Origin of the sequence: Erwinia sp. E_sp_B01_1 (genome assembly GCF_036865545.1) — a bacterium.
In the GTDB taxonomy this organism is placed as follows: domain Bacteria; phylum Pseudomonadota; class Gammaproteobacteria; order Enterobacterales; family Enterobacteriaceae; genus Erwinia.
This window is the reverse complement of sequence record NZ_CP142208.1, coordinates 179,258-200,228: the sequence shown is the minus strand read 5'-3', so window position 1 is coordinate 200,228 and position 20,971 is coordinate 179,258. Positions and strand designations below refer to the sequence as shown.

Here is a 20,971-nt window from a genome sequence, read left to right as displayed (position 1 = left end):
TAAGTTGGAGATACCATGGTTACCAGAAGACGTTTTCTTGCAGGATGCAGCGCGGTTCCTTTTCTCTCTTACCTCTCTCTGAACAACGCCTTTGCCGCCACCCCACCTTCGATGCTGGTGATGGCAATGCAACTCGACAATATGACCAGCCTGGATCCGGCAGAAAGCTTTGAAGCCATTGGCTCTGAAATCTGTGGCAACCTCTACCAGCGGCTGGTGATGCCAAACCCTGATAAGCCCAGCGAAATTAAAGGTGAACTGGCCAGCAGCTGGGAGAGAAGCGAAGACGGGAAAACCTTCACTTTCCATCTCGATCCGGCAGTGAAGTTCTCTGACGGCAGCCCGATGACCGCAGAAGACGCCGCCTTCTCGCTGCAACGCGTGGTGAAACTGGATAAAAGCCCGGCCTTTATCATCAATCAGTTTGGCTTTACCAAAGAGAATGTTGACCAGATGATCGTGGCAAAAGATGCCCATACGCTGGTGCTGAATCTGGCCGAACCGGCCGCCGAGACTTTCCTGCTTTACTGCCTGTCTGCCCCTGTAGGCAGCATCGTGCAGAAGAAAACCGCGCTGGCAAATCAGGCGGGTGATGACCAGGGCAACGCCTGGATCAAACAGCACAGCGCCGGAAGCGGACCCTTTACCCTGCGCGCCTGGAAAGCCAGTGAAAGCATTATCCTGGAAAAAAACACCCAGCATCCGTCCAAATCGGTGATTAAGCGGGTGATTGCCAAACACATTATCGATCCTTCTGCCCAGCTGCTGATGCTGCAAAAAGGCGATGTGGATATTGCCCGTGACCTGACTACCGAACAGCTTAAGCCGCTGATGCAGGATAAAAATTTCAATGTGGTGCAGCAGATGGTGGGTACCCTGATGCTGATGTCCTGCAACACTAAAGATCCGCATCTGCAGAAGCCGCAGGTCTGGCAGGCGCTGAAATGGGCAATTGATTACGACAGCATCCAGAAAAACATCATTCCGCTGACCTACAAAACCCATCAGAGCCTGTTACCGGCGGGCTTCCCGGCGGCGCTGAATGACCAGCCGTTTAAAGTGGATGTGGCCAAAGCCAAAGCCCTGCTGGCAGAAGCGGGTTTTGCGGACGGGTTTGAGCTGACGCTTGACCACTATTCCGCCCAGCCTTTCCCGGATATCGCGCAGGCGGTACAGACTCAGCTGGCCGCCATCGGTATTAAAGTGAAGCTGATCGCCGCTGAGAACCGTCAGGTACTCACCAAAATGCGTGCCCGCCAGCACCAGCTGGCGATCACCGCCTGGGGTGCCGATTACTTTGATCCGAACTCCAATACCGAAGCCTTCAGCGTCAATACGGATAACAGCGACAACGCCCGGGTACGCTCTCTGGCCTGGCGCTGCAGCTGGTCTGACGAAGAGTTCAACAAAATGACGGCTGACGCACTGCATGAAACCGATGCAGCAAAACGCATCGCCCTGTATGAACAAATCCAGACTATGCACCGCGAAAAAAGCCCGTTTATCTTTATGTTCCAGAAGCTCAACACCTATGCCAGCAGCAAAGGCGTCACCGGAATGCAGATTACCGTGCTCAACGACAACCCTTATGAGCAGGTGAAAAAAGCCTGATGTCCTGGTTAATACGTATTGCCAGCACGCTGGGAAGCCTGCTGCTGACGCTGTTTGGTCTGTCAGTCCTGACGTTCTTTATTGGTCGGGTAATGCCGACCGATCCGGTACTGGCGGCGGTTGGCGATAATGCCCCGCAGGACGTGGTGGAACGCGTTCGTCAGGAAATGGGGCTGGATCAGCCCCTGTACATCCAGTTCTGGCACTACCTCAGCCAGATCCTTCATGGGGATTTTGGTCGCTCAATTCTGACCTCTAACCCGGTGAGCGAGGATATTGCCCGATTCTTCCCGGCCACGCTGGAGCTGGCTACGGCAGCAATCATTGTGGCGGCAATTATCGGCATTCCACTCGGTGTCTGGGCGGCGGTCCGCCAGGGTAAATGGGTTGATCAGGTGATCCGCGTGGTCTGCCTGGCAGGCCACTCCCTGCCGGTGTTCGTGCTGGCTCTGCTCAGCCTGCTGGTGTTCTATGCGGTGCTGGGCATTGCGCCCGGACCAGGGCGTCAGGACATTATCTATCAGGACATGGTGCCCCAGGTGACCGGACTGCTGACGGTAGATTCTTTGCTGGCAAAAGATTACGGCGCCTTTTGGGATGCACTGGCACATATGGCACAGCCGGTGCTGATCCTGGCCTACTTCAGCATGGCGTACATCACCCGTATGACCCGTACATTTATGCTTAACGCGCTGAGCGGTGAGTTCATCATTACCGCACGTGCCAAGGGGCTCTCTTCCCGTCGGGTTATCTGGCGTCACGCCTTCCCTACCGTGGCGGTGCAGCTGGTGACCGTGCTGGCGCTGACCTATGCCGGGCTGCTGGAAGGCGCGGTAGTCACGGAAAACGTCTTCTCCTGGCCAGGCCTCGGGCAGTATCTGACCACTTCACTGATGAATGCGGACATGAACCCGGTGGTGGGTGCCACGCTGTTAGTAGGCACGGCTTACGTGCTGCTGAACCTCTGTGCCGATATTCTCTACCGACTTATGGATCCCCGCGTAAAATGACAATCTTATCAAGAAGCTGGCTGCTCGACGAGACGCCTTCCACCCGTCGTCAGGCGGTGTGGGGACGGCGCTACCGTCTGTGGCTGGGCCTGAAGCGTCATCCGCTGGCAATGAGCGGACTGATTGTGGTGCTGCTGATGCTGTTACTCTCGCTGGCCGCTCCGTTATTAACTCCTTATGAGCCTGGCTTCCAGGATCTGGCTAACCGTCTGGCACGTCCTTCTGCCCTGCACTGGCTGGGAACGGATGAGCTGGGGCGCGATATCTTCACGCGTCTGCTTTTCGGTGGCAGAACCACGCTGGGCATGGTGATTGCGGTGGTGCTGATCACTGCGCCCATTGGTCTGTTTATCGGTTGTATCGCGGGCTACGCAGGCGGATTGCTGGACAAAACGCTGATGCGAATCACCGATATCTTCCTGGCTTTCCCACGCCTGATTCTGGCGCTGGCCTTTGTGGCTGCCCTGACGCCGGGCGTGGAAAGCGCCATCCTGGCAATAGCCCTTACCGCCTGGCCGCCCTATGCCCGTCTGGCACGGGCCGAAACGCTCCAGTTCCGACACAGCGACTTTATCGCCGCCAGCCGTCTGAGCGGCGCTTCACCGCTGCGTATTATTCTGCGCCATGTGATGCCGCTGTGCGTGCCAAGCCTGATTGTGCGGGTCACGCTGGACATGAGTTCGATCATTATCACCGCCGCCAGCCTGGGTTTTCTGGGCATGGGCGCGCAGCCGCCGTCACCGGAGTGGGGCACGATGATCGCCACCGCGCGCCGCTTCCTGTTCAGCGAGTGGTGGGTGCCGCTGATGCCCTGTATTGCGATCTTTTTAACCTCGCTGGCGTTTAACTTCCTCGGCGATGGCCTGCGCGACGTGTTGGATCCTAAGGAGAAGTAAATGCTGGTTGAGATTCAGAACTTACATATCAGTTTTACCAGCGGTACGGAAACCTTCGAAGCCGTGCGTGGCGTCTCGTTCAGCGTTGGCAGGGAGAAGTTTGCCATCGTCGGCGAAAGCGGTTCGGGCAAGTCGCTGACTGCACGCAGCCTGATGCAACTGCTGCCCGGCAGCGCAAAAGTAGTGGCGGACAAACTGAGCTTTGACGGTATCGATCTGCGTGGAGCCAGTGAAAAAACGCTGCGCCAGGTGCGTGGCAAACGCGTCGGCTTTATTCTTCAGGACCCGAAATATTCACTGAATCCGGTGATGACCATCGGCCAGCAGATTGCTGAAGCCTGGCGCGAGCATAAAGGGGGCAGTAAACGTGACGCGATGACAGCCGCCATCGATTTGCTCTCTCAGGTGAAAATTCGCGACCCGGAGCTGGTGGCAAAACGCTATCCGCATGAAGTTTCTGGCGGGATGGGGCAGCGCGTGATGATTGCGATGATGCTGGCGCCGGATCCGGAACTGCTGATCGCCGATGAGCCGACCAGTGCGCTGGACGCCACCGTGCAGGCGGAGATCCTGCGGCTGATTGACGATCTGGTTTCTGAACGCGGAATGGGGTTGATCCTGATCAGTCACGATCTTCCGCTGGTGTCGCATTTCTGCGATCGCGTGGCGGTAATGTATGGCGGAAGGATCGTCGAGATGCTGGCGGCAGGCGAGTTGCAGCAGGCGAAGCACCCTTACACTCAAGGTTTGCTGGCCTGCCTGCCCTCTCTGCGCCATCCGCGCGAGCGTTTGCCGGTAATGCAGCGTAAAGCCTCCTGGCGCGAGGATTCTGTATGATTGATATTGATAAACTGCGCATCGCCTTCGGTTCTCAGGAAGTGGTAAAAGGCGTCTCTTTTAGCGTGGCAAGCGGCGCCAGTTTTGGCATCGTGGGGGAAAGCGGCTCCGGAAAATCCACGATTTTGCGCGCGCTGGCCGGGCTGAACAGTGACTGGGGCGGTGAGATCCGGTTTGGCGGTCTGCCGCTGGCTTCCCATCGCGGACGCAACTTCTTTCGTCAGGTGCAGATGGTGTTTCAGGACCCTTACGGCTCGCTGCATCCCCGCCAGACTATCGACCGCATCCTGCATGAGCCACTGCTGATCCACCGTTTTGATCGCGCTGAACAGCGCATTGCTCAGGCGCTGTCGGAAGTGGGTTTACCCGCTACGGTACGTTTTCGTTTCCCTCATCAGCTTTCCGGTGGGCAGCGCCAGCGCGTCGCCATTGCCAGAGCGCTGATTGCCGAGCCTGAAGTGCTGCTGCTGGATGAGCCGACTTCCGCGCTGGATGTCTCCGTGCAGGCGGAAATTCTGAATCTGCTCAGCGACTTGCGGCAGGAACGCAAACTCACCTACATTATGGTGACGCACAATCTGGCGGTGGTCACCCACCTCTGTGCGCAAATTGGGGTGATGCAGCAGGGTGAAATGGTTGAGCAGTTGAGCGCAGAGGATTTACGCGCGCGCCGCATTCAGCATCCGCACACGGCAGAGCTTTATGATCTGAGTCTGTCGCTGGAAGAACCTGCATGACGCCTTCAGCACCCACAATGGCAGAGCTTCTGAAGGGCAGTCTGACTTCAAAGGAATCAGCATGACGCATTCAGCATCCACAACGGCAGAGCGTCTGAATGGCAGTCTGTCTTCAAAGGAATCAGCATGACGCTTAACTGGCAACAGGCGCAAAAAGTCGCCGATGAGATCACCGCAGGCTGGGGAAAACCCGGCGAACCGGGCGGCGCTATCGCGCTGTTCGACGGCGAAAACATTCGCAGCATCAGCGCCGGTGGCCTGGCCGACCTGGCGCAGAACAGCCCCTTTGATGGCAACACCGTGGTGCGTTATGCCTCAGTGACCAAGCATATTTTCGCCTCGTTAGTCACGGGCGCGGCCAGCCAGCATCTGGGGCTGGAAGACAAACTGGCCGATTATCTTCCCCAGTTAACCGGTGAGAACGGTCAGGTCACTGTAGGTCGTGCGCTGGATATGACATCCGGCCTGCCGGACGTGCGTGAAACCCTGTCGCTGCTGGGCCTGTCGGTGTATAACGCCACCAGCGCCCCCTCGCTGCTGGCTTTTCTCGCGGAGATGGGCGATCTCAGCTATCCCGCAGGCAGCGAAGTCTCCTATTCCAACACCGGGTACCGACTGGTGGAAGAGGTGCTGAAAACCAGAGGCGTGCTGTTTTCCGCGCTGCTCAACGAGCAGATCAATCAGCCTCTGGGCATTAACTTTACCGCGCCGGAAACCTGGTTTGATATCGTGCCAGGCCTGGTGCCGGGCTACTGGCAGCATAATAAACAGTGGCTGCTGGCCAGCGCCGGACTGCATCTTTCGGCCTCGGGCTGTATTACCGGCAGCGTGACGGATCTCAGCAAGTGGCTGCAGCATCTGCTCAGGGAAGAAAAGACGCTGAACAGACTGGCCGCACCGCGCTATCTGACCGATGGCCGTGAGACAGGTTATGGGCTGGGTGTCGCGCATTCGAAAGCGGGCCAGGTCAGACTGGTGGGTCATGGCGGGTCACACGCCGGATATAAAAGCTATTTCCTGCTCGATCCGCAGCAAAAGGTCGGGCTGGCGCTGGTTGCCAACCGTGAAGACGTCGCCAGCTATGATTCGGCACTGGCAGTGATGGCCGCTTTGCTGGGTCAGTCTCTGCCGGTGAAAGGTCACAGCCTGACGCCGGGTCTGTACGTTGCGGAAGCGGGCAGCGACTGGCTGGAAGTGAATGCTGACAGCATCAACTGGATCGGCGCGGGAGAGAATTTGTATCACAGCGATCGGCCAGGCGAGGCCGTGTCGCTCTCCAGCACTTTCCCGGTTCGACTGAAGCAGGATGGCCCTGTAATCAGCGGCGAAATTGGCCTGGCTGCAAGAACTTTTGTCCCGGTAGAACCAGATAACCTCTCACTGGACGCCGTGCAGGGGCGCTGGAGCATTCCTTCGATGCGCAGCGAACTGGTAATAAGCGGGGAAAATATGATTCTGGGCATCGGCCCGGCAGCCATCACCGCCACGCTGGTGCCGCTGGGCAATGGCCGCCTGTTAGCCACCGCGCAGGATGGCCCCTGGCAGAAACGCTTTACCGTACAAATCGACGGCGATGCCCTGAAGCTGGTGCTCAATCGCAGCCGGATGGTGAAGTACCGGCGTTAGGTTGGATCATCAGCATCAATAAACGCCGACACCGGGATATTAAAGCGGGCTGACAACACCCGCATATGTTCAAGGGTCAGCGATCGCTGCCCCTTCAGGATCATGCTGACCAGCGAACGCGCGCCAATTTCCCTGGGAAAGCTGCTTTGGTTAAGACCGTAACGTTTTCGTTTCGAATTAGATGTAAGTAATGATCCTCAAATTACTCCCCCCACATCCAAAAACCACCATTTATTTCGGTATCTGAAACAGTCCATCTACATAAAAGCCATGCTGCTTTACTTACCCTATGAAAATCGGATATACCCACTCTTTATGCATGGTTTTTAATTGACATCGTTCATTCAGTAATCAGATATTTGACTTAAGTCAATCAGTTGGCGTGGAAGCGACTTCTGGTCGGCACGGTAAAGGAAGACGGGGTATTCAGGATGAGTAAGCGGTCAGAAATAATTGATGGAAAAGATGCAGCTATCCGGCAAAGAGGATTAATTTATACAGAAGTGCTTGGGTGGGTGGATCTTGGACATGCGCAGGGAAAGGACATTCGCGACCTGTTAAATCAGATATCGCGGGGAGAATCATCAGGGAAGGATTTCTATGACGTAAGGTATTCTCAGGGAATGACTTCACCTTATGGCTTGTTTCGTTCGGGAAAGATGGTGACCTGGCGTATCCGGCACGGGCGGCCTTACTGGGAGCAAAAAAGCATAGCGCTGGCAATGATGATGACGATAGCGAGAAGGTTCGAGGCGTTTCAGGGATCGTTTCCCAACAACCTGGTGACCGACAGCGGGTTTAGTGGGGAGGATCTGGTTTCAGATTTGCTGGGTTTTTACCGCGTGGTGTCGGTTCAGCATCCGTTTGGAATGCTGCGTCCGGTTAGCAAGGACGAGGCGCTGAGGCGTTGGGACTACTATGGGAAAATTGGTAACTGGAAAAACGAGACGTTCGAGCCGCTGCTGTTCCCCAATCCAAAAACATTTCCTCACTCACGGCCACGTAAAGGACTGCTACCACCATTCATGCGAACGATTATCCCTTATAACGATTTTCTGTCGGGTAATGTGATCCTTCCACAACATGATCAGACTTTTGCTATATTGGGTGCTGATAATGGCAGGAGGGGGTTGTGAAGAAGCGTATAATAGCCAGGACTGGCGTTATTTTTGGTCTTATTCTGGCTTCATCCCTGACTTTTATTAAGCTGGAATTTGCTGGTTCTGCCTGTTACACCGAGCAAGACTGGCTGGAATATAATTTTTACACGCCCGATTTGCTAAAAAAATTACCACGAATTTCGACTGAATATGGATTCGATTTTAATAATATTACCGGGCCTGAAGCTCATGTTTTTTCGGTAAATTTTTATAACGTTACTGAAACACGGCCAGTCAGGGATTATCTGAAATCAGTGGGCTATGAACCTCAAAAATCGTGTAATGTCGAAGCAGAATGCTGGCGAAGTCATGCTACTAACGACGTGGTTACGGTAGGTAACATGCTGTCCCAAAAAGGCGTTTTTGTTGAAATATACCGAAGTCCATATAACGAGTAGCTATTCGTCTGTGAGTAATGCTATCAGTGCAGTAAAATGCGGCTGGCAAAACCTGACGCAGGAGAACCATTTTGAAAAAAAGCGAACTTCCGACAAAAATTTGTACCGTCTGCAGACGACCCTTTAGCTGGCGTAAAAAGTGGGAAAAATGCTGGGATGAAGTGCGTAAATGCTCAGAGCGTTGTCGGCGACAATAAAGGTTTGTATTAAGCAGTAGATGGTAAATAGTTAGTTCAGTCATTGATTTTTTTGAAGTGGATCAAAAAAATTTGCGAACGGCGATCAAGTGACATGCGACTGAGTTACAGCTCAATTGCAATTAAGCTGTCAGAGGTGTTTTTGAGGATCCTGGCTTTGATGCAGTACAGCAATGATATTGACGCCGTGAGGTGCAGTACGAAAATAAATATTGTGCCTGCCAATGGGATAAGCCCGCAGCCCTGGACGCACATCATCACGCGGAGTCCCTGTCTTTGGATTTTTACCCAATAGTTCCATGATGGTTTGCAGTTGCCCCATAGAGTTTTCTTCCTGAGCAGGTCCCCATTCTTTCTGCGTATATTCAGAAATGGCAGTCAAATGACGTAAGGCGGGTTGGGTTAACTTATAGGTCATTGGCTCCACGCTTTTCCTTAAGCTTGCTGAAAAATTCCGGACCATCTTCCAGATGTCCGTTTTCAATGTCGCGGTCTGCTTCATCCACTAATTTGCGCAGATGAAGCATCTTAAGGGCTTCTAACTCTGCGTAATCCTCAGCAGAGACTACCACTACAGACTGTTTGCCATTTTTGGTAATAAATACCGGTTCACGCTGTGCCTTAACAAGCACCTCACCAAACTGAATTTTAGCTTCGCTGGCAGTGAAACTGTACATAACCCACTTCCTCACAGGGAAAAAACCGGTGCGGTTTAATCGTTTCGTACCTATATTAGTTTGTTTACGGAGTCACCATCACTCAATTCTGTGTACTGGCCAGATAAGAAAATGCGCTTAACAGGCTGACAAGGGTTACCATCGTCTGCGCTGTATAACCGATCGTCACGGCATCCAGCCTTTCCACGCCGGGGATCAGGCAGAACAGGTCGCCCAGCACTGGTTTTGCCACCATCAGCTCCAGCTTGTAGGGCGCTGAAAGACGCGTGGTCTCTACTTTACGGGCGCGTTTTACCGCCTGTTCTGCGGCCTGACGAATGGCGTTGCGGGCGGCCTCCGGGCTCAGTGATTCGGCGGCGGTATTTGAAATGGCGCGTTTGACGCAAACGTAATCTACCGACGGATAGTGTTCGCCAATCCACTGCTGCAGGGTGTCGTCACCCGTCACCAGCCACAGCGGAGCGTTCAGCTCTGCGCCTGCGGCGGCATAGATATCGCTTTCGCCCACGACTTTGCCGTTGATTTTTACCCGGTAAAAGGCCCGGCCGTTAATGGTATGGGCCAGTACGCCCCTTTCGCCCGCCGCACTGTGAAAACCCACAAACATCATGCCGTCGAAAGCTTGTGGCTGGGTGTTTTCTGACGTGCCGTCGCAAGGCTGCTGTGCATGATTTCCTTCACTGCCGATGTAGGGCTGTTGCAGGCCTTCCACCATCGACAGGCCACGAGGTTTCCCCTGTACCAGCCGCGCGCGCGGGTCGATATTTTCCGCCCGCAGGTTGGTCATCTGAGCGTGGCTGTCTGCAACCACCACTTCGGTTGCGCCACCCGCAAAGGCACCTTCAATAGCCGCGTTGACTTCCTGCTCCATCAGGCCACGGGCAAGCTGATACTCGGCATGACCAGGGCTGCACTGTTCCGGGCGCATCACGCCAGCGATGCCTTCAATATCGGCGGAGATAAAAATTTTCATCGGAGAGTTCCTTAAGGAAGAAGATTTGCCGCCAGCCGATCCAGAATCTCACTGAGCGCGGGGCGATGATGTTCTCTGAAACCCGTCACGGCTTCCGCACTTAACAATGCATCCAGCACCGCGTGTTCTGTCGCATCCGCTGCTGCCATTAACAAGGGTTCAAGTGCGGCATCTTCTGGCGGCTGTGGCGCAGGCGAGGTAGAGAAAGCCACGGCGATGTCCCCGGAGCCATGACCCCAGTAACTGCCCAGCCTGCCCAGACCTGCCCCGGCCCGTTTCGCGATACGTTTTAACTGACGGGCATCCAGCGGTGCGTCGGTGGCCATAATGATGATGATCGATCCGGCATCACGCTGGGGCGTCAGCTCCGGCAACAGGGGTTCAATCGCTTCGCCGACCCGCACGCCATCCAGCGTCAGAGCTTTCAGCGCGCCAAAGTTAGCCAGCACCAGTACACCCAGCGTGGCGTTAAGAGAAGGAATAAGCCGCGAAGCCGTGCCGATGCCGCCCTTCATACTAAAACAGCTCATGCCGCGACCTGCACCCACGCTACCACGGGCAAAATCCGTGGTGGCAGAGGCCAGCGCCTGCTGCGCCATCTCCTCCGTGACCGCCAGCGCCTGAATATCGTTCAGCCAGCCATCATTACACTCCAGCGCCAGCGGATTCACCGTGGGCAGCGAACGGCCCAGTTCGGGATTGCGGCTGATAGCATCGCGCACCAGCGTGGTAAACAGCGTGCCCACCGCCAGCGTATTGCTGAGCAAAATGGGCGTTTGCAGCACGCCCAACTCCTCTACCTGCACCAGCCCGACGGGCTTGGCAAAGCCATTCAGCACCGCCACGCCGCAGGGTAAGGGCTGCACAAACAGATTGTCACCCGGTGGCAAAATGGCGGTGACGCCGGTCTGACGTTCGCCCTCATCCAGCGTGGAATGCCCCACCCGCACGCCCGGCACATCGCTGAGGCTGTCGGTTGCGCCACAAGTTCCACGCGGGTTGCCCAGTTGACGCGTTTCGCGCCAGCGCGTGAGCTGTAAATCAAGCGCCGCCTGCTGATAATCCATGCCGTTACCCTTTGAGTTTGGGATCTAAAGTGTCGCGCAGCGCGTCACCCAACAGGTTAAACGCCAGCACGGTAATGAAAATCGCCAGGCCAGGAAACACGCTGACGTGCCATTGTCCGGCCATCATCATGCTGCGGCTCATCGCCAGGATATTGCCCCACTCCGGCACGTCCGGCTCTGGTCCCAGGCCAATAAAGCTCAGTCCGGCTGCGGTCAGGATACTGGTGCCGATGCGCATGGTGAAATAGACAATCACGTTGGAGAGCGTGCCGGGCAGGATATGGCGGATCAGGATCACCCGATCTGGCGCACCCGCACAGCGCACGGCTTCAACATAGGCCGCCTGCTTCAGGGAGAGCGTGGAAGCCCTGACGATACGGGCAAACACCGGGACGCTGAAGACCGCCACCGCGATGATGACGTTGTTCAGCCCCGGACCTAAAATTGCCACTACCGCAATCGCCAGCAGCATGCCGGGAAAGGCGAACAGCACGTCAGAGCCGCGCATAATCAGCATATCCACCCAGCGGCCATAGTAGCCCGCCAGCAGACCCAGAATGATGCCTGCCACCATGCCCAGCGTTACCGACAGCACGCCAACATACAGCGAGATACGCGCGCCATAAATAATCCGGCTCATCACATCACGGCCCAGATCGTCGGTGCCCATCCAGTGAGCGGCAGAAGGTGGTGCAGACAGCGCCATCCAGTCCGGTGCCATCGGATCCCAGGGCGCCAGCCACGGCGCAAAAACAGCCACTAAAACCAGCAGCAGGACAAATCCGCCAGACACCACAGCCAGCGGGTTGCGGATCAGGTTTTGCACAAAATCGTGCCAGGGCGAACGCAGGGTGCTGTTCTCCAGCACTGTTTTCGCCACCGCTGCTTCCGTTGGGGTTTTCATGCAGGCTCCTGACGCAGTCGGATGGCCGGGTTGACGACCGCATAAAGCAGATCCACCAGCAGGTTAATCACAATAAATTCAAAGACAAACAGCATGACCAGCGCCTGAATCACCGGCTGATCCTGCGTTTTGATCGACTCGATCAGCAGCCAGCCCAGACCCGGCCAGCTGAAGACGCTTTCCACCACGATCGATCCCCCCAGCAGGAAGCCGAATTGCAGCCCCAGCATGGTGATCACCGGGATCAGCGCATTGCGCATGATGTGTTTCCACGTCACCAGCCTGTTGCGTAGTCCTTTGGCCTTCGCGGTTCGCACATAGTCTTCCTGTGCCACTTCCAGAAACGCCGAGCGGGTGAATCGCGCCATCACCGCCGCCACTGACGATCCCAGAGTAATAGCGGGCAGAATGATGTCGCTGAACTTGTTGAAGCCGCTGACCGAAAACAGGCCGAACGGCATAGCGACAAACTGGATCAGCAGCAGCCCCAGCCAGAACGGCGGCATCGAAATCCCGCCCACCGCCAGGCTCATCAGCGTCCAGTCCTGCCATTTACCGCGCTTCAGCGCGGAGATCACCCCAATAATCAGCCCCAGCAGCACCGACCAGGCAAAGCCTGCCAGCGCCAGCCACATCGTTGGCATAAAGCCCTGAGCGATCACCTCGGTAACCGGCTGCTGGGTGCGGTAGGTCACGCCCAGATCGCCCTGCATCAGCCCGCCCAGCCAGTGCAGATACTGCTGCGGCAGCGGGTCATTCAGACCCAGATGCTGGCGTGCCGCCTCGACTGCCTCAATGGGCGCATCGGGGCCGGCATAAATTCGTGCCGGATCGCCCGGCAGCAATTTGATAAAACCGAACACTAACAGAGAGACCACCAGCAACACCGGGATCATTTCCAGTAAACGTCGGACAAGATAAGCAAACATAGGCGATTTCCTGGTTAAATCGGGTGTGCCAGCAGCCAGGGCGGGATCGCGCCCGCCCTGAAAAGGTTATTTAAACTCGGCCTGATCGAACAGGAAGGAGCCGTCCGCCAGCATCGAGACGCCGGTGAGGTTTTTCTTCTTGCCGACCAGGTTATCTGGCGATCCCAGGAAGGCAACCGGGGCATCTTTCCAGATGATTTTCTGCGCTTGCGCGTAGGCTGCGGCACGCTTAGCCGGATCGGCCGTTTGCAGCGCTGCGGCAATGGCTTTATCCGCTTCCGGGTTGCTGTAATAGGAGACGTTATAGGAAGTAGGTACCCAGGATTCGGTAGCATAGAGCGGACGAAGTGCCCAGTCGGCATCACCCGTTGAGGTAGACCAGCCGCCGTAATAGAGGTCGTACTCAGCCTGCTTCGGATCCTTCACGCCCCACAATTTGGCGTTACGCGCGCCGGAATCCATTGGCGTCACCGTCACACGGATGCCCACGGCGCCCAGTTGCTGCTTCATGAACTGCGCGGCACGTACGCTTGCAGTGGCGTTGGTCACCCACAGCTTGAGATCCAGCCCGTTGGCAAAACCGGCCTCTTTCAGCAGGGCTTTGGCTTTTTCCGGGTTGTAGCTGTAATCCGGATCGCTTTGCTTCGCGTAGAACTGCACCGCAGGCGGGATAGCGGAGGTGGCCGGTTTACCCATGCCTGCATAGGCCACTTTCAGCCAGATATCGCGATTGATGGCGTAGTTGATCGCCTGACGCACCCGCACATCAGCCAGCGATTTATGCTGAGTATTGATCGCCAGATAATAGAGATAGATGCTCTCGTCGCGCTGTACCGCCAGTTTGCTGTCGCTCTGTACGGTGTTGATCAGGTCAGAAGGCAGCGGATAGATGGCATCCACCTGACCGGATTTCAGGGCTGCCACGCGGGTGGAATCTTCAGGGCTTGGCGAGATAAAGACGTTATCGACTTTTGGCCAGCCCTTCTGCCAGTAACCGTCAAATTTAGTCAGTTTCACCTCTTTACCAGGCTGCCAGCTGACAAATTTAAACGGGCCGGTGCCGGTTGGGTGCAGACGTAACTGTGCTTCTTCCGGGAATTGCTTGAGGACGGTCGGGCTCCACATCACCGCAGAAGGATGCGCGAGGGTGTTGATAAAGGCGCCGAAAGACTGGTTCAGGGTCACTTTCACCTGGGTCGGAGAGGCGACAGTCACCGTTTTAATCATTTTATACAGGCTGTTACGCTTCAGCCCTTTGGTCTGATCGGCCAGGCGCTCCAGGTTGGCTTTCACCGCCTCAGCATCAAATGGCGTGCCGTCCTGGAAGCTCACGCCCTGACGCAGGTTCAGGGTGAATTCGGTGGCATCCTCGTTGCTGGTGTAGTCCGTAGCCAGCCACGGCACCAGCTTCATTTTGCTGTCGAACTGGAACAGGCGCTCAAAAATACCCGCCTGCACCGAGTAGCTGGCGTTGTCCGAGGTATCGTGTGGATCGAGTCCGGTGATATCTACATAGGCGGAAATCCGCAGATCCTGCGCCTGCGCGATACCTGCCAGGCACAGTGACAGCCCGAGGGCGACGGCAGAACGACGTAAAAACGGCTTCATGGTGTCTCTCCAGAGTGGGAAATTAAATAGCTAACGGTGCATGTCCTCTTCAGCCACCCAGTGGTGCGGGGCGACCTGGCGGTAACGAAGTTTTGCCACCTCTTCACCGGCTTTACGCAGCGGCGAAGGGATTTCACTGTCGTCCAGCTCGCGGGCGGTGCGGCGGGCAGGATCGGCCACCGGAACCGAGGCCAGCAGGCGACGGGTATAGGGATGCTGAGGATCGGTGAAGACGGCATGACGCGGGCCAATCTCCACAATCTGTCCGAGATACATCACCGCCACGCGGTTGGCGATGCGTTCCACCACCGCCATATCGTGCGAGATAAATATCCATGCCACGCCGGTCTCTTTTTGCAGATCCATCATCAGGTTCACCACCTGAGCCTGAATCGAGACGTCCAGCGCAGAGACCGCTTCATCAGCAATGATGACCTGCGGTTGCAGCGCCATCGCGCGGGCGATAGCAATGCGCTGCCGCTGGCCGCCTGAAAACTCGTGCGGATAGCGACGGGCATGTTCCGGCAGCAGACCGACGCTTTTCAGCAGCCGTTGCACCTGCGGCGTCGCCTCTTCCAGCGACTTCACCAGGCCGTGGATCAGCAGCGGTTCAGCGATGGTAAACCCCACGGTCAGACGGGGATTCAGCGAGGCATAGGGGTCCTGAAAAACCATCTGAATTTCGCGGCGCAGGCTGTGAAAAGCCGCCTCTTTCATCTGACTGACTTCTTCGCCCCGGAAGTGAATGCTTTCTGATTCACTGGAAACCAGCCTTAGCAGCGCCCGTCCGGTAGTGGATTTACCACAGCCGCTTTCGCCCACAATCGCCAGCGTCTCGCCTGGCCAGACGGCGAAATCAATTTGCTCCACGGCATGAACGCGGTGCGTCAGGGCGGAAAACATCCCGCTGCGGATCGGGTAATAGACTTTGAGGCCACGCACGTCCAGCAGGGGTTTTTCTTCGTAACGCGCGGTGATCTGCGTGCCCGCATCTTCGTCCTGCTCTTCGCCCAGCAGTGGAAAGCGCTGGGGCCAGCGGCTGGCTTTCATGTCACCCAGCCGGGGCACGGCCGCCAGCAGCGCTTTGGTGTAGCTGTGTTTCGGCGCGGCAAAAATCTGCTCCACGCTGCCCTGCTCAACCACTTCGCCCCGGTACATCACCACCACACGATCGGCAATTTCCGCCACCACGCCCATGTCGTGAGTGATAAACAGCACCGCCATCTCGCTTTGCTGTTGCAGGTCACGCAGGATTTGCAGGATGCGGGCCTGAACGGTAACGTCCAGTGCGGTAGTGGGTTCATCGGCGATCAACAGTTGCGGATCGCAGGCCAGCGCCTGCGCAATCATTACGCGCTGGCGCATCCCACCCGAAAGGGAGTGCGGATGGCTTTTCATCACCCGGTCGACATCGGCAATGCGCACTTTGCGCAGCAGTTCACGCGCTTTGCGATCGGCGGTTTTGCTGTCGCAGAGCTGATGATCTTTCAGCGCTTCGGTAAGCTGATCGCCCACTTTCAGCACCGGATTCAGCGAGGTCATCGGCTCCTGAAAAATCATCGCCATATCGCGGCCACGCAGCTTGCGACGCTCATCGGGACTCATCGTCAGCAGTGGATGCTTCACGCCGCTGCGCGGACTGAAGTGAATGGCGCCCCGCTCAATGGCGGCAGAAGAAGCCAGCAGGCCCATCACCGCCAGGGAGGTGACAGACTTACCGGAGCCGCTTTCGCCCACCACCGCAACAATTTCACCTTTGTTGATGGTGAACGAGACCCCTTTCAGGGCCAGGTTTTTCCCAGAGCGTCCGCTGAAGCTGACGCTTAAATCTTCCACCTGCAGGACAGGGGAAGGGTTGCCGGATCCGGTGGCGGTGAGTTCTGGTTGAATGCGTTCCGTCATCGTGACTCCGGTGGCCTCTGGCTCAGAGCCAGATGCGACCCTGGTTATAAGAGAGATAAGGAGAGCTGTCTGCCGCGAGCCAGATTGGCCCGTCGAGATCAACATGTTCTGCCGAGACGGCTACCGGCAGCGCCGCTTCCATCGCCAGCGATGAGCCAAGCATGCAGCCCACCATCAGCCGCAGCTTTTGCCGTTTTGCCTCTTCCACCATCACCAGCGCTTCCGTCAGGCCGCCGCATTTATCGAGCTTGATGTTGATCATCTCGTAGCGGGTACGCAGCCCGGCGATATCGCCAGCGTGATGGCAGCTTTCATCGGCGCAAATCGGGATTGGGTGGTCAAAGCGCTGTAAATCCGCATCTTTGCCCGCGGGCAAAGGTTGCTCAATCATGGCGATATTGAAATGGGTCAGCGCCGTGCACAGACTGCTGAGATCCAGTCCGCTCCAGGCCTCGTTGGCATCAATAATCAGCGTCGCTTCCGGCGCGGCGGCACGTATGGCGGCTACCTTTTCCAGAATCAGATCGCGATCCAGTTTGATTTTCAACAGGATCGCGCCGCGAGAAACCGCATCCGCAGCGGCGGCGGCCATCCTGTCCAGGCTGTCCAGGCTCAGCGTTTCCGCCGTGGTTACCGTTGCGGGAGGCTGTGCATTCAGACGCTGCCACAGCGTTTTTCTTTCCAGCGCCGCTTCCAGCCGCCACAGCGCACAATCCAGCGCGTTGCGGGCTGAGCCCGGCAGCAGCCGGGTTTGCAAATCGGCCAGCGTCAGGCCGTTTTCCACCTCTTCCTGCACCGCAGCCAGCTGTGCGGTGACGCTTTCCGGGCTTTCATGGTAATGGGCGGTCGGCGTACATTCACCGCGCCCGATAAAGCCCTGCTGCTCCAGCGTCACCCGTACCACGGTCACTGCCGTACGGGTGCCGCGCGCAATGGCAAACGGGCGGGCCAGAGGCAGCTCCACCACTTCCACCTGCATCCGGCGCATAATCAGCCACGCTCCTTAAGCAATGCAGCGATCTCCGTGATGCCAAAGCGCACCGGATCGGTGGCTGGCACGCCAAACTCTTTACTGATTTGCTGGCAATATTCCCGCGCTTCCTGCTCGCTGAAACCAGAGGTATTGATGGCGAAGCCTGCCAGCTGGACGTTATCGCTGGTGACGTTAGCCGCGCGCAGGTTGGCCTCCACGCAGTCAGCCAGGCTGACCATCGGCTGATGAGGGAGGTGACGCATATGCGGGCGGTGCATCTCGTGGCACATCACCAGCCAGTGCGGCTGCGCACCGTGGATCAGGCCCATGCTGACGCCGGCATAAGAGGGGTGGAACAGAGAACCCTGACCTTCAACAATGTCCCAGTGGTCAGCTTCATTAGCCGGAGACAGGGCCTCTGCTGCGCCAGCGATAAAGTCGGCGATCACGGCATCAATGGCGATGCCTTCACCCGCGACCAGGATCCCGGTCTGACCGGTGGCGCGGAAATCCGCCTTCAGGCCGATATCACGCATCGCCGATTCCAGCGCCAGCGAGGTGTACATTTTGCCTACTGAACAGTCTGTCCCCACGGTTAACACGCGTTTGCCGCTGCGTTTTTTGCCGCTGCCCACATCCAGTTTTGGCCGCATATGGCGCAGGTCAAACAGCTCAACGCCCTGCTCTTTTGCCAGTGCCACCAGCTCTTCGTTATCCACCAGGCGATAATGCAGACCGCTGGCGACGTTCATACCCGCCTTGATGGCGCCACGTACGGTATCCAGCCAGTGCTCCGGCAGGAAACCTCCGGCGTTGGCAGTGCCCAGCACCAGCGTTTTTGCGCCTGCGGCCACGGCAGCGTCAAGCGTCAGATCATCCAGACCCAGCGAAACGGTGCAGGCAGGCAGGCGAATCTGCCCGACGCACTGCTCAGGCCGCCAGACATGAATACCGCGCGCCGTTTTAGCCGCCAGAGGGTCGGTAACATCGCCAAGGAATAACAGATAGGGTTGAGGGATCAGCATCAGAGGTTCTCTTATCAGGTTGCAGGGTTTGCCTGATAAGACTATTTCACCCCTGCTGCCGCCTGGATAATGCTTGTTTGTCACCAGGGTATAGCCTGAGGTTATGGGCGGACTTCAGCAAAATTATGTGATGTAAATCACATTATAATCCTTAGCATGCTTTGCTTTTTACCGCTTCGTCAGCAGCATGCTTCGAAGTTATGCGTTGGATCTTCGCTATATACGATAGTACATAACGATATGCTACCCTTTCCGCTCTTTTTACTGCATCTCTGCACAGGCGGCCTCCCGAAGCCGCAATGCATCAAAGGCATACTCATAACATGGCAGTGGTAACCCCGTATTTTAAAGCAGGCACGCTGTGCGTCCTGATCCTTTCCGCGCTTCCGGCCCAGGCCGCGCCCCCGGAAAAAACGCTGACGGTTACTGCCGCAGCACCCGCCAGCGAGCCTGCGGCACCGGATAAACAGGCCACGCTGGGCAACCTGGGCAAACAGGAAGTGCGTAATACGCCCTATTCGGTTCAGGTTATCTCTCCCTCCCTGATGAAACGCCAGCAGTTGAAAAGCCTCAGCGATATTTATCGCTATATGCCTTCCGTGCAGGGTGACGGTGCCCGTCCGCAGACGCGTGGAATGCAGGGCAGCGTGGTGCAAAACTCCATGATTGACGGGCTGAATGTGGTCTCCACAACTGATTATGCTGCCGAACAGTTTGATCATCTCGAGGTGCTGAACGGGCTGGCTGGTTCGCTGTATGGTCCGGCGAACCCCGCAGGCCTGTTCAACTTTGTCGCCAAACGCCCGACTGATATCGCACAGCACAGCCTGACCTTTGGCGCAGGCACCGGACTCAGCCACCTGGTTTCCGGGGATTTCAGTGATCCGCTTGATGACAACGATCGCCTGCGTTACCGCGCGAATTTTCTTGATGATGAAGGCGATGGCTATGTCAGCGGCAGTAAAAAACGCCGTCAGCTTTTCAGCCTGGCGCTGGATGCCAACCTCACCGACAAAACGGTGCTGGAGAGCAACTTCAGCTATTACCACTATGACGAAAAAGGGCTGCCAGGTAAGTTTGCGCTTGGCAGCGGGCTGTCGTTCCCCTCTGCGCCAAACCCGAAAACGGCGCATCTTGGGCAGTATTACGCCGGTAATGACAATCATACGCTGACGGCAAGCCTGCATCTGAAACACGATTTTGACGGGAACTGGCAGGGAGAAGTGGGCGTACTGCGCCAGATCGCCGATCGGGAATCCACGGCGGTGACCAATACCTTTACCGATAATGCCGGGCACTACAAAACCACTACCTCGTCCGCCACCGCCAGCCGCTTCACCATTAACAGTTATATGGCCAGCCTTAACGGCGAAGTGGAGACGGGCTGGCTGCATCATCAAATCGCCACCGGTGTTCGTGGGTTCGTCTGGAAAAATGAAAACCCGCGCAACGGTGGCACCTCGACGCTGGGCAGCGCCTCGCTGGATAATCCTGCCTCTTATACAGAGCCAGATTACCCGGATTTCACTCATCGCTATCACTCCACCACCGCGACACAACAGGCGTTTCTGCTGAGCGATATCCTGACATTTTCCCCGCAGTGGAGCCTGCTGCTGGCAGGAAGCAAAAGCTTTCTGAGTTCGGCCAATTACAGTAAAACCGGCAGCCGTACCAGCGACTCCAGCAACAGCGGATTCAGCGGGTCTGCCAGCCTGATGTACAAGCCGGTAGATCCCCTGACGCTCTACATCACCTGGGCTGACAGCCTGCAACAGGGCGATACAGCGCCAGCCGGAGCCAGCAATGCGGGCAATATTCTCGATCCGTATCGCAGCACGCAGGTGGAAGTGGGCAGCAAACTGGCCGTGGGAAAAGTGCTGCTGACCGCCGCGCTGTTCCAGATCGATCGCCCCTTCGCCTACACCACCGCCAGTGGCAGTTACGGGGTAGATGGCAACCAGCGTAACCGGGGTCTGGAGCTAATGACCGATGGTGATGTAACCGATAATCTGCATCTGTATGGTGGCATGACCTGGCTCGATCCCCGCCTGCGTGATACCGCCAGTGCTGCCACCGAAAATAAGCAGATCGTTGGTCTGCCACGCTATACGGCCAGCCTGTTCGCCGCTTACGATTTGCCGTTCCTGAGCGGCACGGATGTGCACGGCGGGATGCATTACGTTGGCCGCCGCACTACGGATAACGCTAACGACAGCTGGGTGGGCAGCTATGCCACTTTTGATGCCGGAACCAGCTATAAAACACGCCTGTTTACTACCGACACCACATTCCGCTTCGATATCACTAACCTGACCAATCGCCATTACTGGACCAACATTGTGCCGGGTGGCCTGAATGGTTACAGCGGTGCCGGATATGCCAGTGCCCAACTGGGCGAACCGCGCATGATGCAGGTTTCCATGCAGCTTACTTTCTGATGA

Annotated in this window: 20 protein-coding genes and 1 pseudogene; 10 read left to right on the top strand and 11 right to left on the bottom strand. The window is 56.8% G+C overall.

Features of this window, described 5'->3' with window-relative positions; all coding sequences use genetic code 11:
* Positions 1 to 15 precede the first annotated feature (15 nt).
* The 6 genes from VRC33_RS00880 (at position 16) to VRC33_RS00855 (ending at position 6,717) form a co-directional block, all read left to right on the top strand.
* Positions 16 to 1,611, top strand: a complete 1,596-nt coding sequence (locus VRC33_RS00880) for an ABC transporter substrate-binding protein (protein ID WP_338559922.1) — start codon at positions 16 to 18, stop codon at positions 1,609 to 1,611.
* Positions 1,611 to 2,621, top strand: a complete 1,011-nt coding sequence (locus tag VRC33_RS00875; RefSeq protein WP_338559921.1) for an ABC transporter permease — start codon at positions 1,611 to 1,613, stop codon at positions 2,619 to 2,621. Before VRC33_RS00880 ends, VRC33_RS00875 begins: the two co-directional genes overlap by 1 nt.
* Entirely contained in the window at positions 2,618 to 3,517 is a 900-nt protein-coding gene (locus VRC33_RS00870) for an ABC transporter permease (protein ID WP_338559920.1), read from the top strand. Before VRC33_RS00875 ends, VRC33_RS00870 begins: the two co-directional genes overlap by 4 nt.
* Positions 3,518 to 4,354 (top strand): ABC transporter ATP-binding protein, encoded by an 837-nt coding sequence (locus VRC33_RS00865; protein ID WP_338559919.1) that lies wholly within the window; start codon positions 3,518 to 3,520, stop codon positions 4,352 to 4,354.
* Positions 4,351 to 5,091, top strand: a complete 741-nt coding sequence (locus tag VRC33_RS00860; protein WP_338559916.1) for an ABC transporter ATP-binding protein — start codon at positions 4,351 to 4,353, stop codon at positions 5,089 to 5,091. Before VRC33_RS00865 ends, VRC33_RS00860 begins: the two co-directional genes overlap by 4 nt.
* Positions 5,092 to 5,217: 126 nt before the next feature.
* Positions 5,218 to 6,717, top strand: a complete 1,500-nt coding sequence (locus tag VRC33_RS00855; RefSeq protein ID WP_338559914.1) for a serine hydrolase domain-containing protein — start codon at positions 5,218 to 5,220, stop codon at positions 6,715 to 6,717.
* On the opposite strand, the pseudogene VRC33_RS00850 reads toward VRC33_RS00855, so the two are convergent.
* Positions 6,714 to 6,881: pseudogene (locus tag VRC33_RS00850) on the bottom strand (transcriptional regulator); the annotation flags it as partial. The gene VRC33_RS00855 and the pseudogene VRC33_RS00850 overlap by 4 nt on opposite strands.
* A 267-nt stretch (positions 6,882 to 7,148) precedes the next feature.
* Here VRC33_RS00850 and VRC33_RS00845 point away from each other — a divergent pair.
* The 3 genes from VRC33_RS00845 (at position 7,149) to VRC33_RS00835 (ending at position 8,472) form a co-directional block, all read left to right on the top strand.
* Positions 7,149 to 7,853 carry a hypothetical protein gene (locus tag VRC33_RS00845; protein ID WP_338559912.1) on the top strand — a complete coding sequence of 235 codons (705 nt, stop codon included), beginning with the start codon at positions 7,149 to 7,151 and terminating at the stop codon, positions 7,851 to 7,853.
* On the top strand, positions 7,850 to 8,275 hold the full coding sequence (locus VRC33_RS00840; RefSeq protein ID WP_338559910.1) for a hypothetical protein: 426 nt from the start codon (positions 7,850 to 7,852) through the stop codon (positions 8,273 to 8,275). Before VRC33_RS00845 ends, VRC33_RS00840 begins: the two co-directional genes overlap by 4 nt.
* 71 nt (positions 8,276 to 8,346) lie before the next feature.
* Positions 8,347 to 8,472 (top strand): DUF2256 domain-containing protein, encoded by a 126-nt coding sequence (locus tag VRC33_RS00835; protein WP_338559908.1) that lies wholly within the window; start codon positions 8,347 to 8,349, stop codon positions 8,470 to 8,472.
* A 130-nt stretch (positions 8,473 to 8,602) separates the two neighbouring features.
* Here the strand turns inward: VRC33_RS00835 and VRC33_RS00830 are convergent, their stop codons facing one another.
* The 10 genes from VRC33_RS00830 to dgcN all read right to left on the bottom strand — a co-directional run bounded on the left by VRC33_RS00830 (position 8,603) and on the right by dgcN (position 18,530).
* Positions 8,603 to 8,890 carry a type II toxin-antitoxin system RelE/ParE family toxin gene (locus VRC33_RS00830; RefSeq protein ID WP_338559906.1) on the bottom strand — a complete coding sequence of 96 codons (288 nt, stop codon included), beginning with the start codon at positions 8,888 to 8,890 and terminating at the stop codon, positions 8,603 to 8,605.
* A complete protein-coding gene (locus tag VRC33_RS00825) occupies positions 8,880 to 9,149 on the bottom strand; it encodes a type II toxin-antitoxin system Phd/YefM family antitoxin (RefSeq protein ID WP_338559904.1) in 270 nt (89 codons plus the stop codon). The genes VRC33_RS00830 and VRC33_RS00825 overlap by 11 nt, the downstream gene beginning before the upstream one ends.
* A gap of 82 nt (positions 9,150 to 9,231) precedes the next feature.
* The gene (locus VRC33_RS00820) at positions 9,232 to 10,122 is read right to left on the bottom strand and encodes a M55 family metallopeptidase (protein ID WP_338559902.1); all 891 of its coding nucleotides are present in this window, start codon (positions 10,120 to 10,122) and stop codon (positions 9,232 to 9,234) included.
* 11 nt (positions 10,123 to 10,133) lie between these two features.
* Positions 10,134 to 11,189: a P1 family peptidase gene (locus tag VRC33_RS00815; RefSeq protein WP_338559900.1), complete on the bottom strand. Its 1,056-nt coding sequence runs from the start codon at positions 11,187 to 11,189 to the stop codon at positions 10,134 to 10,136.
* Positions 11,190 to 11,193: 4 nt separating this feature from the next.
* Positions 11,194 to 12,093 carry an ABC transporter permease subunit gene (locus VRC33_RS00810; RefSeq protein ID WP_338559898.1) on the bottom strand — a complete coding sequence of 300 codons (900 nt, stop codon included), beginning with the start codon at positions 12,091 to 12,093 and terminating at the stop codon, positions 11,194 to 11,196.
* A complete protein-coding gene (locus VRC33_RS00805) occupies positions 12,090 to 13,022 on the bottom strand; it encodes an ABC transporter permease subunit (protein WP_338559896.1) in 933 nt (310 codons plus the stop codon). The genes VRC33_RS00810 and VRC33_RS00805 overlap by 4 nt, the downstream gene beginning before the upstream one ends.
* A gap of 66 nt (positions 13,023 to 13,088) precedes the next feature.
* Positions 13,089 to 14,630 carry a glutathione ABC transporter substrate-binding protein gene (locus VRC33_RS00800; protein ID WP_338559894.1) on the bottom strand — a complete coding sequence of 514 codons (1,542 nt, stop codon included), beginning with the start codon at positions 14,628 to 14,630 and terminating at the stop codon, positions 13,089 to 13,091.
* A 30-nt stretch (positions 14,631 to 14,660) separates the two neighbouring features.
* Positions 14,661 to 16,532 carry an ABC transporter ATP-binding protein gene (locus VRC33_RS00795; protein WP_338559892.1) on the bottom strand — a complete coding sequence of 624 codons (1,872 nt, stop codon included), beginning with the start codon at positions 16,530 to 16,532 and terminating at the stop codon, positions 14,661 to 14,663.
* 22 nt (positions 16,533 to 16,554) lie between these two features.
* Positions 16,555 to 17,520, bottom strand: coding sequence for an N-acetyl-D-Glu racemase DgcA (gene dgcA / locus VRC33_RS00790; RefSeq protein WP_338559890.1), 966 nt, complete (start codon positions 17,518 to 17,520; stop codon positions 16,555 to 16,557).
* Positions 17,521 to 17,522: 2 nt separating this feature from the next.
* The gene (gene dgcN, locus VRC33_RS00785) at positions 17,523 to 18,530 is read right to left on the bottom strand and encodes an N-acetyltransferase DgcN (protein ID WP_338559888.1); all 1,008 of its coding nucleotides are present in this window, start codon (positions 18,528 to 18,530) and stop codon (positions 17,523 to 17,525) included.
* A 323-nt stretch (positions 18,531 to 18,853) separates the two neighbouring features.
* Here dgcN and VRC33_RS00780 point away from each other — a divergent pair, with 323 nt between their 5' ends.
* Entirely contained in the window at positions 18,854 to 20,968 is a 2,115-nt protein-coding gene (locus VRC33_RS00780) for a TonB-dependent siderophore receptor (protein WP_338559885.1), read from the top strand.
* Positions 20,969 to 20,971: the final 3 nt, after the last annotated feature.

Bases quoted from the DNA above. Each gene is read 5' to 3' on its own strand.
- VRC33_RS00880 (WP_338559922.1), top strand. From the start codon at position 16: ATGGTTACCAGAAGACGTTTTCTTGCAGGATGCAGCGCGGTTCCTTTT.
- VRC33_RS00875 (WP_338559921.1), top strand. From the start codon at position 1,611: ATGTCCTGGTTAATACGTATTGCCAGCACGCTGGGAAGCCTGCTGCTG.
- VRC33_RS00870 (WP_338559920.1), top strand. From the start codon at position 2,618: ATGACAATCTTATCAAGAAGCTGGCTGCTCGACGAGACGCCTTCCACC.
- VRC33_RS00865 (WP_338559919.1), top strand. From the start codon at position 3,518: ATGCTGGTTGAGATTCAGAACTTACATATCAGTTTTACCAGCGGTACG.
- VRC33_RS00860 (WP_338559916.1), top strand. From the start codon at position 4,351: ATGATTGATATTGATAAACTGCGCATCGCCTTCGGTTCTCAGGAAGTG.
- VRC33_RS00855 (WP_338559914.1), top strand. From the start codon at position 5,218: ATGACGCTTAACTGGCAACAGGCGCAAAAAGTCGCCGATGAGATCACC.
- VRC33_RS00845 (WP_338559912.1), top strand. From the start codon at position 7,149: ATGAGTAAGCGGTCAGAAATAATTGATGGAAAAGATGCAGCTATCCGG.
- VRC33_RS00830 (WP_338559906.1), bottom strand. From the start codon at position 8,890: ATGACCTATAAGTTAACCCAACCCGCCTTACGTCATTTGACTGCCATT.
- VRC33_RS00825 (WP_338559904.1), bottom strand. From the start codon at position 9,149: ATGTACAGTTTCACTGCCAGCGAAGCTAAAATTCAGTTTGGTGAGGTG.
- VRC33_RS00820 (WP_338559902.1), bottom strand. From the start codon at position 10,122: ATGAAAATTTTTATCTCCGCCGATATTGAAGGCATCGCTGGCGTGATG.
- VRC33_RS00815 (WP_338559900.1), bottom strand. From the start codon at position 11,189: ATGGATTATCAGCAGGCGGCGCTTGATTTACAGCTCACGCGCTGGCGC.
- VRC33_RS00810 (WP_338559898.1), bottom strand. From the start codon at position 12,093: ATGAAAACCCCAACGGAAGCAGCGGTGGCGAAAACAGTGCTGGAGAAC.
- VRC33_RS00805 (WP_338559896.1), bottom strand. From the start codon at position 13,022: ATGTTTGCTTATCTTGTCCGACGTTTACTGGAAATGATCCCGGTGTTG.
- VRC33_RS00800 (WP_338559894.1), bottom strand. From the start codon at position 14,630: ATGAAGCCGTTTTTACGTCGTTCTGCCGTCGCCCTCGGGCTGTCACTG.
- VRC33_RS00795 (WP_338559892.1), bottom strand. From the start codon at position 16,532: ATGACGGAACGCATTCAACCAGAACTCACCGCCACCGGATCCGGCAAC.
- dgcA (WP_338559890.1), bottom strand. From the start codon at position 17,520: ATGCGCCGGATGCAGGTGGAAGTGGTGGAGCTGCCTCTGGCCCGCCCG.
- dgcN (WP_338559888.1), bottom strand. From the start codon at position 18,530: ATGCTGATCCCTCAACCCTATCTGTTATTCCTTGGCGATGTTACCGAC.
- VRC33_RS00780 (WP_338559885.1), top strand. From the start codon at position 18,854: ATGGCAGTGGTAACCCCGTATTTTAAAGCAGGCACGCTGTGCGTCCTG.